This is a genomic window from Pseudobutyrivibrio ruminis, from assembly GCF_015057245.1.
Lineage (GTDB): Bacteria > Bacillota > Clostridia > Lachnospirales > Lachnospiraceae > Pseudobutyrivibrio > Pseudobutyrivibrio ruminis_E.
In genome coordinates, this window is the sequence record NZ_SVET01000006.1 from 145,119 (window position 1) to 159,924 (window position 14,806).

Consider the following 14,806-nt stretch of genomic DNA (forward strand, 5'->3'; position numbering starts at 1 on the left):
AGTAACTTATATGGAGAAGAAAGATATTGTATTTGGACTTGATATTGGTACCAGAAATGTCATTGGTACAGTAGGATATCTTGATGGCGATGAATTCCATGTTATCGCTCAAAATCTTAAAGAACACGATACCAGAGCCATGCTTGATGGTCAGATTCACGACATCGGTCGAGTAGGTGCTACTTGCGATGAGGTGAAAAAGGACCTTGAAGCACAGACAGGTCTTGCATTATCAGAAGTATGTATCGCTGCCGCTGGTCGTGTGCTTCGTACAATCACTACTCACGTAGAGATGGAATTTCCAGAGGAAACAGTTGTTACCGGAGAGGACTTACATACACTTGATATGATGGGTATCGAGCAGGCTGGTAAGGAAATCAAAGGCGACGAGGACAATAAATACAAGTTCTTCTGTGTAGGTTATTCTACTGTTAAATATTACTTAAACGGAGATGTTTTCACATCCCTTGAGGACCACAAGGCCGATACAATCGGAGAGGACATCATCGTAACATTCCTTCCAGAGGATGTAGTTGATGGTCTTTATTCAGCAGTTGGCAAGGCTGATCTTTCAGTTGCCAACCTTACATTGGAGCCTATTGCAGCTATCAATGTTGCAATCCCACAGAGCTTCAGAATGCTTAATATTGCCCTTATCGATGTTGGTGCAGGTACATCCGATATCTGTGTCACCAGAGACGGCAGCATCATCGCATATGGCATGATTCCTATGGCTGGTGATGAGCTTACAGAGGTATTGGTTCATGAATACCTTGTAGATTTTGCTACAGCAGAAAAAATCAAGCGTGCTTCTACGGAAGGCGGAGAAATCACATACGAGGATATTATGGGTCTTAGCCATACCATCAAATCTGAGGATGTTTGGAAGCTTACAGAACCGGTTATGAAGAAAATTGCTTCTGAGGTTGCAGAAAAGATTAAGGAGCTTAATGGAGGTAAATCAGTATCAGCAGCATTTGTTGTTGGTGGTGGTGGAAAAATCCACGGCTTTACAGAAGCTCTTGCTGCAGATTTGAAAATCGTCCCAGAGCGTGTTGCTCTTCGTGGCGAGGAAGTAATGAAAAACATTGTATTCGAGCAGGAGGATATTGCAAAGGATTCTCTTCTTGTTACACCAATCGGTATCTGCTTGAATTACTACGAGACAAAGAACAACTTCATTATGATTCACTTCAATGGTGAGATGATGAAGCTTTACGATAATGGACAGCTTTCAATTGTAGATGCAGCTATGCAGGCAGGCTTCTCTGCTGACCAGCTGTTCCCAAGACGTGGCCGTGAAATCAATTTTACAGTCAATGGTGTATCACGTATGATTCGTGGAACAGAAGGGGAATCTGCAGTTGTTACAATGAATGGTAAAACAGTTGGAATTAACACTCCACTTGAGTTCAATGCAGATGTTACAGTAGTGCCTTCTACAGTTGGCGAAGGTGGACGCGGTACAATTGCTGATTTGGCAGAGTTCACTACAGAATACCTTTATTTCAATGTTTGTGGTCACAGAGTTAAGTGCCCAAAGTTTGTTGAGGTTAATGGTTCTATGGAACCACCTACATATTCAGTTAAGGATGGAGATGTTATTGAGACTCGCCCATTCTACACAGTTGGCCAGTTGGCAGAGTTTATGGATGTTACAATTGATGACAGATATGAAATCCTTGTAAACAATCGTCCATCTACCAAGGATTCTCTCGTGTATGAGAACTTTGCAATCGAGTGGACCACTACAAATCAAATTGCATACAGAGCAGATTATCTTGTTGATGATTCAGAAGGCTTGCCAGAGGATTATGAAGCTCCAGCAGCACCTGAGGCACCAGCAGAGGATGCTCGCACAAGAATGAAAATCGAAACCGTTGAAATCCCTATCAAGGTCAATGGCAAGGACATGGTCTTGGCAGGTAAAAGGGATTACATCTTTGTAGATGTATACAATCTCATCAATTTCGACCCAAGCACAGGCGGCGGTAGACAGCTCATCACAAAGGTTAATGGACAGCCATGCGGCTACGCCAAGGATCTTAACGCTGGCGATGAAGTCGAAATTAGATGGAGCGAAAGTTAGTAAGGAAGTATTTTAGTAATGGATTTTTTTAGTATTGCAAGTGGTAGCAGCGGTAATTGCATTTGCGTGGGTGACAGCAGCACCCACGTAATGATTGACGCTGGTATTTCTGGAAAACGCATAGAAGCTGGTATGAATCAGTACGATTACACCACAGCCGATATGGCTGGTCTTCTTGTGACCCACGAACATTCAGACCATGTTTCTGGTCTCGGTGTTGTTTCTCGTAAATATCACATTCCGATTTATGCTACAGCTGGTACCATCAGAGCAATACGTTCTATGAAGAGCCTTGGGGCTATCGATGACACTCTTTTTCATGTTATCAAGCCCGATGAGGACTTCGTCTTAGGTAGTCTTAAAATTCACCCATTCCACATCAGCCATGACGCGGCTGATCCAGTTGCATATCGTATAGAAAATGATAAATCTAAGGTTGCAGTCTGCACTGACTTAGGGTATTATGACAACAATATTGTGGAGAATTTAACAGGCCTTGATGCTATGCTATTAGAGGCCAATCACGATATCCACATGCTAGAAGTTGGGTCATATCCATATCATTTAAAACAAAGAATTCTTGGAAATTATGGTCATCTGTCAAATGAAACTAGCGGTAAGCTTTTAAGCAAGGTTTTAAATGACAACGTTAAACACGTATTTTTAGGGCATTTAAGCCATGAAAATAATTATCCAGATTTAGCTTACGAGACTGTCCGACTCGAAGTTACCATGGATGAAACCACTCCATACAAGGGAAATGATTTCAATATCACAGTTGCAAGTCGCAGCGAGGTTTCCCAATTGGTGGTTATATAACTAGTAGATAATGGACTATAGGAGGAAAAGATGGAGAATAAGGTTATTATTACTGTAGTTGGCAAAGATACAGTAGGTATTATTGCGCGTATTTGTACTTATCTGGCAGAGAGCGGTGTTAATGTGTTGGATATTACTCAAACTATAGTTCAAGGCTTCTTCAATATGATGATGATTGTAGATATCAATTCAAGCTCACGTGCTTTTGACGATATTCAGTGTGATTTGGAAAAGCTTGGAGATGAAATTGGAGTTCAGATTAAAGCTCAGAAGGAAGACATCTTCAACGCAATGCACAGATTATAGGAGGGAATATGGTTAATCTACAGGAAGTACTTGAGACAAACAAAATGGTTGAGGAGCAGACCCTCGACGTTCGTACTATTACTATTGGTATCAGTCTCTTAGAATGCATAGATTCAGATTTAGATAAGCTTAATGAAAAGGTTTACAACCGTATCACTACAGTTGCAAAGGACTTAGATAAAGTTGCAAAGGAAATTGAAAGTGATTACGGTATTCCTATTGTAAATAGACGTATTTCTGTTACACCAATGGCTTTAATTGGCGGTGCAGCTTGCAAGAAACCAGAGGATTTCGTTACTTTGGCGCACACAATGGACAAGGCCGCAGCAGCAGTTGGTGCAAATCTTATCGGTGGTTATTCAGCTCTTGTTTCAAAGGGAATGACAACAGCTGATGAATTACTTATTCGTTCAATTCCACAGGCTCTTTGCGAAACAGAAAGAGTTTGCAGCTCAGTTAATTTAGCTTCCACAAAAACTGGTATTAATATGGATGCTGTCAGACTTATGGGAGATATTCTTCTTCAGGTTGCTGACCGTTCAAAGGACAGAGATTCAGTTGATTGTATGAAGCTTGTAGTATTCTGCAACGCTCCTGATGACAACCCATTTATGGCAGGTGCTTTCCACGGCGTAACAGAAGCAGATGCTATTATCAACGTAGGTGTTTCTGGCCCAGGTGTTGTAAAGAAGGCCCTTGAGCAGGTTAGAGGTGAAAGCTTCGAGGTTCTTTGCGAGACAATCAAAAAGACTGCATTCAAGGTTACACGTGTTGGTCAGCTTGTAGCACAGGAAGCAAGCAAGCGTCTTAACATTCCATTTGGAATCATCGATTTATCACTTGCTCCAACACCAGCTATCGGTGATTCCGTTGCTGATATTCTTTGCGAAATTGGTCTTGAGTATGCAGGCGCTCCAGGTACAACAGCAGCTCTTGCTATGCTTAATGATCAGGTTAAGAAGGGCGGCGTAATGGCAAGCTCATACGTAGGAGGCCTTTCCGGTGCCTTTATTCCTGTTTCAGAGGATCAGGGTATGATTAACTCAGTGGAGGCAGGTGCAATCACTCTAGAGAAGCTTGAGGCCATGACATGCGTATGTTCTGTAGGTCTTGATATGATTGCAATCCCTGGTGATACTCCAGCCACAACAATCTCAGGTATGATTGCTGATGAAATGGCTCTTGGTATGGTAAATCAAAAGACAACAGCAGCTCGTCTTATTCCTGTAATCGGAAAGGGCGTAGGCGATACAGTAGAGTTTGGTGGTCTCTTTGGATATGCTCCAATCATGCCAGTTAACAAATTCTCATGTGCTGATTTTGTAAATCGTCAGGGAAGAATCCCAGCACCTATTCATTCATTTAAAAACTAAAAGAAGATACAAAAAACTCCTAGCGTTATTGCTAGGAGTTTTTTGATTAATTATATTGAGGAGTTATTGTCTGGATAGTGCCGTCTGCGTTGTAGGTAAGTTCGCAGTATTTTACGCAACGGCGATGGTTGATTCCTTTTGAATACTCACAATCATGATAGAAGAGATACCATTTATCATGATACTCAACGATTGAGTGGTGAGTTGTCCAACCGATAACAGGCTCAAGAATTTTGCCTGCATATTTAAATGGTCCAAGTGGATTATCTCCGATGGCGTAAGCAATGGTATGTGTTGTGCCTGTAGAGTAAGAGAAGTAGTATTTACCATTGTATTTGTGCATCCAAGGACCTTCAAAGTATCTACGGTTTTCATCTCCGGCTAAAAGAGGCTTGCCATTTTCATCAAGGATTACAATATCAGCAGGAGTAGAAGCGAAGCCTTCCATATCATCGGTCATTACAGCGACCTTTGGACATACAGCTGGTTCATTTTTCTCAGGCTCTGTTCCGTTGGGATTAAAGCTGCCTTCTCTGTATTTCTCAAGCTGACCGCCCCAAAGACCGCCAAAGTAGATATAAACCTTTCCATCGTCATCCATGAAAGAACATGGATCGATGCTAAAACTTCCTGGAATTGGCTCTTTTCTTGGAGTAAATGGGCCTTCTGGATTCTTGCTTTCTGCAATTCCAAGTTTAAATATTCCATCCTTATCCCTTGCTGGGAAAACTAAATAGTAAGTATCGTTTTTGTAAACTACATCAGGTGCCCAAAGCTGTTCCTTAACCCAAGGAATCTGATCTTGATGTAGAACTTCGCCGTGATCTATAACCTCATCGCTTTTGTCATCCATTGATAGGATATGATAATCACGCATCTTGTATTCATCACCATTGTCGTTGTCTTCACCATCATGAGGAATATCATGGGATGGATAAATGTAAATTCTGTCGTTGAAAACATGTGCAGATGGATCTGCTGTAAAAATGTGTGTCACTAGGGGTGTGTTTTGTTTTTTCATTTTGTCTCCTTTAGCCCTTAACTGCACCAGCGGTCAATCCATCAACAATTTGGTTAGAGAATGCACAGTACACAATTATTGTAGGAACGATAGCGATAATGATTGCAGCAAACATCTGGGAATAATTAGTGTTATAAGGTCCTACGAATTTTGAAAGTGAAACTGGCAGGGTTTTCTTCAAATCATCTGATATAAATACCATTGCTAAAAGAAGTTCGTTCCAGTTTGCAATGAAAGTCATAAGACCTGTTACAAATAAGCCAGTCTTTCCAAGTGGAAGACAAACCTTAAAGAAAATCTGGTAAATAGTAGCACCATCGATACAAGCACTTTCAATAAGTTCATTTGGCATACCTTCGAAGAAGCCAACCATGATGAAGATAGTAACTGGAAGTGCAAATGTAAGGTATGGCAATATCAAACCGATTAGGCTGTTTGTAAGATGAACCTTTGCAAAACGAGTGAACAAAGGAATCATTACACAGTGAACAGGAATCATCATTCCAAGAAGGAAATATGTAAGTGAAAGCTTTGCAAATTTCCAACGGAGTCTTGCGATTCCAAAGGCTGCCATAGAGCCGATAATCATGCTTAATGCCAGTGTAATTACACACACAAGGAAAGAGTTTAATGTGGCAATGCCTAGCTTTCCTGCTGTCCAGGCAAATGAAAAGTTTTCAAAGGTAGGAGCCTGTGGCAAAGCAAATGGTGCTGTAAATATTTCTGCATTTGTTTTAAAAGATACGTTAAATACCCAAAGTAGTGGTGCAAGGTAAAGCACAGCCATGAGTACTAAAAATATATAAATAATAATTTTAGGAATTGATATTTTTTTCATTACTAAACCCTCCTATTACATTTCGTACTGCTCGGTTTTTACAACTTTATTTATGAAAGCTGTTACAAGCAGACACAGGATTAGTAAGAGTACACCGATGGCACTTGCATAACCGTATTTAAAGTATTTGAAGCCTTGCTGATAAAGATGTGTTGCAAGAACTTCAGTTTTGTGGTTTGGTCCGCCTTCAGTCATGTTGAAGATCAAATCAAAGAACTTTAATGAACCAATAGCATTAAGTGACATTGCGGTTGCAACCATAGGTCTGATAAGGGGGAGTGTGATGTAACGAAAACTTTTGACCTTGTTGCATCCGTCAATGTAACTAGCCTCGTAAAGAGACTTACTAATGCCTGATATCTGGGCCATGTAAAGCATCATAGATTGACCAACATATTGCCAAAGGGCTACGAAAGCGATTACCCACATAGGAAGGATTATGAATCCGTTTATATCCATGAGCCACAGAGGGCCTTCGATACCAAGCTTTGCAAGTAATTGGTTGATACCAAGCTTAGGACTGAAGATAAACATCCACAAAAGTCCTAATGCTGCAGAAGAAAGAACGCATGGTAAATAAATAATGTTTTTAAATACGTTTCTTCCTTTGTCTATATTTGTGAGAAGGGCTGCAAGAAACAGACCCATAATTAGCTGTGTTACACAAGAGAAGATAAGAAAGAACAATGAGTTCTTTAATGCAATTGCTAAAGTCTTATCTTGTAAAAGGTTTTTATAATTCTCAAGTCCTATGAATTTAGGAGGAGTGAGTGCATTGTAGTCACAGAATGAATAATAGATTGACTGACAAATAGGTATAAATAGAACAAATGTAAAAAGTATAAATGCTGGCGCCATAAAGATGAATATGGCTTTTTTATTTCTTAATAGCTTATCCATAACAATATCCTTATTAATTAGTTAGTCTGAATTGGTTCCTTTTTTAAAATTGGGGCACATTAAAGTGCCCCAAAAAGAATGAGATTATGAAGAAGAAGTTAGTTTTTATCTACAGTTTGCCTCGTAATATTCTTCCATGTCTGTAGCTGCCTCAGCAGGGGTTATTTCGCCAAGGAATACAGAAACCATTGTGTCATCGAAGTGAGAACCTGTCTCAGTTGTAGGCATTGACTCGTTGTAGAAACCGAATGTTCCCTTTGCGTTCTGGAATACATCCATAACGTATGCAAGCTGTGCAGGAGCCTTAGATTCATCGTACTCAACGTTTGTTACAGGAATCTTTCCACCAACTTCTGCTGTGTACTTCTGAGCTGTGTCATCTGTGAAGTACTTCATGAGAGCAGCACAAGCTTCTGGATGCTCTGTTGTAGAGCTCATAGCAAGTGAATCAGACTTAGCAATTAATCTGTCACAACCTGGGAACTGGAATACACCACACTTAGACTCGAAGTCTGGGTTTGAACCATTGATCTGTGCGATTGCCCATGAACCCTGGATAAGGATAGCAGCTTCTTCGTTGTAGAAGTTTGCTGTAGCTACATCGTTTGTATCACCAGCAGCTGTTGGCTGGAAGTACTTAGAAAGTTCAACAAGCTTTGTTGCAGCTGACTCGAGCTTTCCATCTTCCCAAGAAGCACTACCGTCTGCAAGAGCTGCAAGGTCAACGCCTTCCTCTTCGCAAAGGTAACCAGCTACCATTGAAAGGCACCATGCTGTACCAGCTGAGATTGAGATTGGTGTGTAACCTGCTGACTGAAGCTTGTCACATGCTGTAAGCATTTCATCCCAGTTTGTAGGAACTTCTACACCGGCTTCTTCGAACATCTCTGTGTTGTAGAAGCAGCAAGCTGCAGCTGTGTTAAGAGGTACCGCGTAAATCTTTCCATCATATGTCTGCTGTGTAAATACTGCGTCGCTTGTGAATGTATCTTTCCAACCATCCTGTGCGAGATAATCATCAAGTGGAGCGGCAACGCCTGGCTCTACATAATCTGTAAGGTTTGGACCAGGGCTGACAATGAATACATCAGGTGTATCACCTGCAGCTACAAGAGCATTTAATTTTGCGTAATACTCTTCAAGGTTTGTTGTAACTACATTTACGTGATACTGTCCTTCGTAGTCTGCATTGAATCTGTCGATAACATCTTTGTAACCGAGAGAGATAAGATCCTCAGTTGCATTTAAGTCATCCCAGAACATCCAAGTGATTTCCTCTACGCCATCAGCAGATGTTGATGAGCTAGAGCTGCTTGACTGGCCACAACCTGCAAATAAAGAAGCGACCATCATTGTTGATAAGATTGCTGATAATAATTTTTTTCTCATACCTTTCTCCTTTTTTCTTAGATAGCAGTTTGTTATAAAAACCCCAAATAAACTGCTTCGTTGTTGTTAACCTAAATGTAGCACACAGATTATTCACATTCTTATAAATTGTTGTTTCTTGATTATCAAATCTTGCCATAGTGGTACGACATTCTATTGGTGATTTGTATATGATTTCTGAAAGACTATAGTATAAAATATGCATTATGCACAAAATGAGAGAAATATAATTCGAATTTGATAAAAAATGTCTTGATTTTTTTGACAATTAGAGCAAAAATTGAAAACAAGAATTATTGCTAATTGTTGCTATAGGGGGAATTTGCAAATGATAGAGACTTTAGATGGCATATTTGAGACTGTCCATTATAAGCAAAGCACCACGCTAAAGCTTTATGACAATAGAGAATATGAGGATTATCCAAAGCATTGGCATCCTGCTATTGAAATAGTAATGCCAGTGGAAAATGGATATACAATGCAGTTTTCAAATTCAGAAGTGTATTTAAGGGAAAAGGATATCTGTATTATATGTCCTGGATGCGTTCATGCTATAAAAGCACCCGAAACCGGTCGTAGAATCATCTTTCAACCAAATACTACATATCTGAGATTTCTTAGAGAATTCGAGGTTTTAATCTCATTTATGTCACCATATGCAATCATCACGCCAGAGGAATATCCAAGCATTCATGAGCAGCTTGTAAAGATGCTGATAGAAATAAAAGAGGAGTATATGGCGGGCACATCTTTTTCAGAACTTAGTATATATAGTAAGATTTTGGAAATGTTTAAGCTGATAGGACGAAACTATTCAAGCAAGTCCAACAAAACAAACGACACTAGTATTTCTTCGAAGGAGGATTATGCCAACAAGTTTGTGGAAATCTGTGATTATATAGATAGCCATTGTTCAGAAGATTTGAAGCTGGATGAGGTGGCAGATATGAGTGGATTTAGTAAGTTCTATTTTGAAAGACTGTTCAAGCAGTTTACGGGTACTAGCTTCTATAAATACGTAAATCAAAAGCGTATTGCTAAGGCGTCAGAGCTTTTGATTGAACCGGGAAATTCTGTTACTGATGTAGCGCTTAACTGCGGATTCATGTCTATTTCTTCTTTTATTAGAATGTTTAAGCTTCAAAAGGGATGCACTCCTACAGAGTTTAAAAGCATGTATTGGAGCCTTGAAATTGAAAGAAATGGAGAAAAAGCAGAACTTGTACAGTGATTTTACAACTTGTACACTCTCTCTAAATGGCTAAAATATGATATTTTAAATCAAAGAAATACAACTTGTGCCAATACTTGGACAAGTTGTATTTTATTTATATACGGTAAACGATTTAGGAGGAGGGTAAATCTTATGAAAACACAGCTTAACTACAAGTTTTGGTTCTGCACAGGTTCTCAGGATTTATATGGAGACGAGTGCTTAGAGCACGTTGCAGCACACTCAAAGGAGATTGTTGAGACTTTAAACAAGTCGGGACGTCTTCCTTTCGAGGTAGTTTGGAAACCAACAATGATTACAAACGAGGTAATCAGACGTACATTTAATGAGGCAAACAATGATCCAACATGTGCAGGTGTCATCACATGGATGCACACATTCTCACCTGCAAAGTCATGGATTCTTGGACATCAGGAATACAGAAAGCCACTTTGCCATCTTCACACACAGTACAATCGTGAGATTCCATACGCAACAATGGATATGGATTTCATGAACGAGAATCAGGCTGCTCATGGTGATAGAGAGTATGCTCATATTCTTTCAAGAATGGGTATCGAGAGAAAGACAATTGTTGGCTATTGGCAGGATGCTGAGGTTCAGGACAAGCTTGCTTCTTGGATGCGTACAGCAGTTGGTGTTGTTGAGTCTAGCCACATTCGAGTAATGAGAGTAGCTGACAACATGAGGAATGTTGCAGTAACTGAAGGTGATAAGGTAGAAGCTCAGCTTAAGTTCGGATGGGAAGTTGATGCTTACCCTGTAAATGAAATTGCAGAGGCAGTTGCAGCTGTATCACAGTCTGATACAAATGCTCTTGTTGATGAGTATTACAGCAAATATGATATCTGCCTTGAAGGTAGAGACCCAGAGGAATTCAAAAAGCATGTTGCAGTTCAGGCTCAGATTGAACTTGGCTTTGAAAGATTCCTTGAGGAGAAGAACTATCAGGCCATCGTTACACACTTTGGTGATCTTGGTTCTCTCAAACAGCTTCCTGGTCTTGCTATCCAGAGACTTATGGAAAAGGGCTATGGCTTTGGCGCAGAAGGTGACTGGAAGGTTGCTGCCATGGTTCGTCTTATGAAGATTATGACAACAGGCATGAAGGATGCTAAGGGAACTTCAATGCTTGAGGATTACACATACAACCTTGTAAAGGGCAAGGAAGGAATCATTCAGGCTCACATGCTTGAGGTTTGCCCAACACTTGCAGATGGCCCTATCCAGATTAAGGTTCAGCCTCTTTCAATGGGCGATAGAGAAGATCCAGCTCGTCTTGTATTCCAGTCAAAGGAAGGCAAGGGTATTGCTACATCTCTTATCGACCTTGGTGATAGATTCCGTCTCATTATTCAGGACGTTGATTGCAAGAAGGTTGAGAAGCCACTTCCAAAGCTTCCTACAGCTATCAATTTCTGGACACCACAGCCAGATTTCTATACAGGAACAGAAGCTTGGTTACTTGCAGGTGGCGCACATCACACAGCATTCTCTTATGATTTGACAGCAGAGCAGATGGGCGACTGGGCTGCAGCAATGGGAATCGAAGCAGTATACATTGATAAGGATACAAAGATTCGTGATTTCAAGCGTGATCTTGCACTTGGAAATCTTGTATACGGTAAATAAATTGCCATTAGAAAGTCATAAATTTGATTGAAGGCAAATGTTAAAAGCATTAAACTTTTAGTAGTTAAAAACTAGAAGAAATTGGCAAAATTGCCAGCACAGAAAGAAGGAGAAATAAAATGAAGTTATTTGTTGACACTGGAAAAATTGAGGACATTAAGAAGGCTAACGATCTTGGAGTAATCTGTGGAGTTACAACAAACCCATCATTGATTGCTAAGGAAGGTGGACGTAGCCAGGAAGAAATCCTTAAGGAAATCGCATCTATCGTAGACGGACCTATCTCAGGTGAGGTAAAGGCAACAACTGTTGATGCAGAAGGTATGATTAAAGAGGGCCGTGAGATTGCAGCAATGCATCCAAACATGGTAGTAAAGATTCCTATGACTGCAGAAGGACTTAAGGCTGTAAAGGTTCTTTCAGCTGAGGGCATCAAGACAAACGTTACATTAATCTTTTCTGCAAACCAGGCAATTCTTGCAGCTAATGCAGGTGCTTCTTATGTATCTCCATTCCTTGGAAGATTGGATGATATCAATATGCCAGGTATCGACCTCATCCGCGATATCGCAGAAATCTTTGATATCTATGGATATGATACAGAAATCATCGCTGCATCAGTTCGTAACCCAATCCACGTTACAGACTGCGCTCTTGCAGGTGCTGACATCGCAACAGTCCCATACAAAGTTATCGAGCAGATGATTAATCATCCACTTACAACTGCTGGTATCGAGAAATTCCAGAAGGACTACGTAGCGGTCTTCGGAGAGTAATTTTTTCATAAAGTATAAATAGCTGGTAGGCATCAAGCTCTACTATTTCTCAAGCGAGGTATGTCACCGAGCGGAGAAATCAGTAGGCTTGTAGCCGTAACCAGCGAGATATATTGGGGGAATTTACACATGAATATTAATGAGATAATTGCTGAGGGCAAGAAGACAGCCCTTGGTATTGAGTTTGGCTCGACAAGAATCAAAGCTGTTCTCGTTGATGAGGAGAATAAGGTTTTGGCTCAGGGAGACCATGAATGGGAAAACCATTTAGAAAATGGTATCTGGACATATCCTCTTGATGAAGTGTGGGCTGGACTTCAGGATTGCTATGCAAAGCTTAAAAAAGATGTAAACGACAAATATGATGTTAAGCTTACAAAGATTGGTGCCATCGGATTTTCAGCTATGATGCATGGTTATCTTGCATTCGATAAGAATGACAATCTTTTGGTTCCATTTAGAACATGGAGAAATACTATCACAGGAGAGGCTGCAGCAGAGCTTAGCAAAGAGCTCAACTTCAATATGCCTCAGCGCTGGAGCATTTCACATTATTATCAGTGCATCCTTAACAAGGAGCCACATGTAAAAGATGTTGCATACTTCATGACACTGGCATGCTATGTTCATTTTAAGATGACAGGCAAGAAGGTTGCAGGTGTTGGTGAAGCATCTGGTATGTTCCCTATCGATTCAAAGACATGCCAGTATGACACAGCAATGCTTGAAAAGTTCAACAAGCTTGCAGCTGCTCATGGTGTAACAACAAAGGTTGAGGATTTAATGCCAGCTGTTTTAGTTGCAGGTGACGATGCAGGAACTCTTACAGAGGAAGGTGCAAAGCTTCTTGATCCTACAGGAGAGCTTGAGCCAGGCTGCCCACTTGCTCCACCAGAAGGTGATGCAGGTACAGGTATGGTCGCAACAAATGCAGTTTCAGCAGGTACAGGAAATGTTTCTGCTGGTACATCAGTATTCTCGATGGTAGTTTTGGACAAGCCATTATCAAAGCCTTACGAGGAAATCGATATGGTTACAACTCCTACTGGCGAGGCAGTTGCAATGGTTCACTGCAACAACTGTACATCCGATTTAAATGCGTGGGTTGGAATCTTCAAAGAGTTCGCAGATGCGTTTGGAATGGATGTTTCGATGAACGATATTTACGGCACACTTTATCGCAAGGCACTTACAGAAGATGCAAATTGCGGTGGCGTTGTTTCTTTCAACTACTTTGGTGGCGAGCCTGTAGTTAATGTAAACGAAGGTCGTCCAATGGTAGTTAGACAACCGGATGCCAAGTTTAGTCTTGCAAACTTCATGCGCTCAAACCTTTACGGTGCACTTGGAGTATTAAAGATTGGTAACGATATTCTTCTAAAGGAAGAGCATGTGAAGGTAAAGTCTATCACTGGTCACGGTGGATTTTTTAAGACAAAGGGTGTTGGTCAGTCTGTTCTTGCAGCAGCGCTCAACGCACCTATCACTGTAATGGCTACAGCAGGCGAAGGTGGTGCCTGGGGAATGGCCGTTCTTGCTAATTACCTTCTCCGTGAAGACAAGAGCAAGAAGTTACAGGATTATCTTGATGAAAACGTATTCGCAGGTCAGGAATCTACAACAATGGAGCCAGATGCTGATATGGTAAAGGGTTACGATGAGTGGATGGTTGACTACCGCAAGGCACTTAAGGCTGAGGCATGCGCAGTGGAGGAATGGAGATAATGTTAGAAGAATTAAAAAAGCAGGTTTATGAGGCAAACATGGAGCTTCCTAAGAGAGGCTTGGTTACATATACTTGGGGAAATGTTTCTGGAATCGACAGAGAGTCTGGAATATTTGCAATTAAGCCATCAGGTGTTGAATACGATGAGCTTAAGCCTGAGGATATGGTGCTTGTAAACCTTGATGGAGAGGTTGTAGAAGGAAAGTACAAGCCAAGCTCAGATACAGCTACTCATGTTGAGCTTTATAAGAAGTATGAAAACATCGGTGGTGTAGTTCATACACATTCTACATACGCAGTAGCTTGGGCACAGGCAGGAAGAGATATTCCTTTGTATGGAACAACTCATGCAGATTATTTCTGCGGCCCTATTCCATGTACAAGAAACCTTACTCCAGAAGAAATCGATGAAGCATATGAAGTAAACACTGGAAAAGTAATCATCGAAACATTCGAAGAGCGAGGTGTTAATACAAAGTATGTTCCAGGTGTTATCTGCAAGAACCACGGCCCATTTACATGGGGCAAGGATGCAGACCAGGCAGTATATAATGCAGTAGTGCTCGAAGAAGTAGCAAAGATGGCACTCTTCACAGAGCAGGTTAACCCAAAGGTTGAGCCAGCTCCAGATTGCATCAGAGATAAACACTTCTATCGTAAGCACGGAGCAAATGCTTACTACGGACAGAACTAAATAAAAATA

General features: G+C 40.8%; 13 protein-coding genes. 9 read left to right on the forward strand and 4 right to left on the reverse strand.

Translation table 11 applies throughout. The features are described 5' to 3' along the window. Positions 1–10 precede the first annotated feature (10 nt). Genes E7274_RS07335 through E7274_RS07350 form a run of 4 tightly spaced genes read left to right on the forward strand, consistent with a single transcriptional unit; the run spans position 11 to position 4,587 of the window. Positions 11–2,089: a cell division FtsA domain-containing protein gene (locus E7274_RS07335; RefSeq protein ID WP_304174902.1), complete on the forward strand. Its 2,079-nt coding sequence runs from the start codon at positions 11–13 to the stop codon at positions 2,087–2,089. An 18-nt stretch (positions 2,090–2,107) separates the two neighbouring features. Beyond that, positions 2,108–2,908, forward strand: coding sequence for an MBL fold metallo-hydrolase (locus E7274_RS07340; RefSeq protein ID WP_090478349.1), 801 nt, complete (start codon positions 2,108–2,110; stop codon positions 2,906–2,908). A gap of 30 nt (positions 2,909–2,938) precedes the next feature. After that, positions 2,939–3,214: an ACT domain-containing protein gene (locus tag E7274_RS07345; protein ID WP_033151571.1), complete on the forward strand. Its 276-nt coding sequence runs from the start codon at positions 2,939–2,941 to the stop codon at positions 3,212–3,214. 8 nt (positions 3,215–3,222) lie between these two features. After that, complete coding sequence (locus tag E7274_RS07350) at positions 3,223–4,587, forward strand: PFL family protein (RefSeq protein WP_074790153.1); 1,365 nt, start codon at positions 3,223–3,225, stop codon at positions 4,585–4,587. Between the two features lie 46 nt (positions 4,588–4,633). Here the strand turns inward: E7274_RS07350 and E7274_RS07355 are convergent, their stop codons facing one another. The 4 genes from E7274_RS07355 to E7274_RS07370 all read right to left on the reverse strand — a co-directional run bounded on the left by E7274_RS07355 (position 4,634) and on the right by E7274_RS07370 (position 8,735). Continuing rightward, positions 4,634–5,608: a glycoside hydrolase family 43 protein gene (locus E7274_RS07355; protein ID WP_304174904.1), complete on the reverse strand. Its 975-nt coding sequence runs from the start codon at positions 5,606–5,608 to the stop codon at positions 4,634–4,636. Positions 5,609–5,618: 10 nt separating this feature from the next. Next, positions 5,619–6,446 carry a carbohydrate ABC transporter permease gene (locus tag E7274_RS07360; protein WP_304174906.1) on the reverse strand — a complete coding sequence of 276 codons (828 nt, stop codon included), beginning with the start codon at positions 6,444–6,446 and terminating at the stop codon, positions 5,619–5,621. 15 nt (positions 6,447–6,461) lie between these two features. Continuing rightward, entirely contained in the window at positions 6,462–7,346 is an 885-nt protein-coding gene (locus tag E7274_RS07365; RefSeq protein WP_090478357.1) for a carbohydrate ABC transporter permease, read from the reverse strand. Between the two features lie 105 nt (positions 7,347–7,451). Beyond that, positions 7,452–8,735, reverse strand: a complete 1,284-nt coding sequence (locus E7274_RS07370; protein WP_304174907.1) for an ABC transporter substrate-binding protein — start codon at positions 8,733–8,735, stop codon at positions 7,452–7,454. A gap of 328 nt (positions 8,736–9,063) precedes the next feature. On the opposite strand from E7274_RS07370, the gene E7274_RS07375 reads away from it, so the two are divergent. The 5 genes from E7274_RS07375 (at position 9,064) to E7274_RS07395 (ending at position 14,797) form a co-directional block, all read left to right on the forward strand. After that, positions 9,064–9,966 carry an AraC family transcriptional regulator gene (locus E7274_RS07375; protein WP_304174909.1) on the forward strand — a complete coding sequence of 301 codons (903 nt, stop codon included), beginning with the start codon at positions 9,064–9,066 and terminating at the stop codon, positions 9,964–9,966. A 135-nt stretch (positions 9,967–10,101) separates the two neighbouring features. After that, positions 10,102–11,601 (forward strand): L-arabinose isomerase, encoded by a 1,500-nt coding sequence (gene araA, locus E7274_RS07380; RefSeq protein WP_090478363.1) that lies wholly within the window; start codon positions 10,102–10,104, stop codon positions 11,599–11,601. Positions 11,602–11,720: 119 nt separating this feature from the next. Beyond that, positions 11,721–12,377: a fructose-6-phosphate aldolase gene (fsa, locus tag E7274_RS07385; RefSeq protein WP_090478366.1), complete on the forward strand. Its 657-nt coding sequence runs from the start codon at positions 11,721–11,723 to the stop codon at positions 12,375–12,377. Positions 12,378–12,506: 129 nt separating this feature from the next. Continuing rightward, positions 12,507–14,102, forward strand: coding sequence for a xylulokinase (locus tag E7274_RS07390; protein WP_304174911.1), 1,596 nt, complete (start codon positions 12,507–12,509; stop codon positions 14,100–14,102). Continuing rightward, on the forward strand, positions 14,102–14,797 hold the full coding sequence (locus tag E7274_RS07395) for an L-ribulose-5-phosphate 4-epimerase (protein ID WP_033151561.1): 696 nt from the start codon (positions 14,102–14,104) through the stop codon (positions 14,795–14,797). Before E7274_RS07390 ends, E7274_RS07395 begins: the two co-directional genes overlap by 1 nt. Positions 14,798–14,806 lie beyond the last annotated feature (9 nt).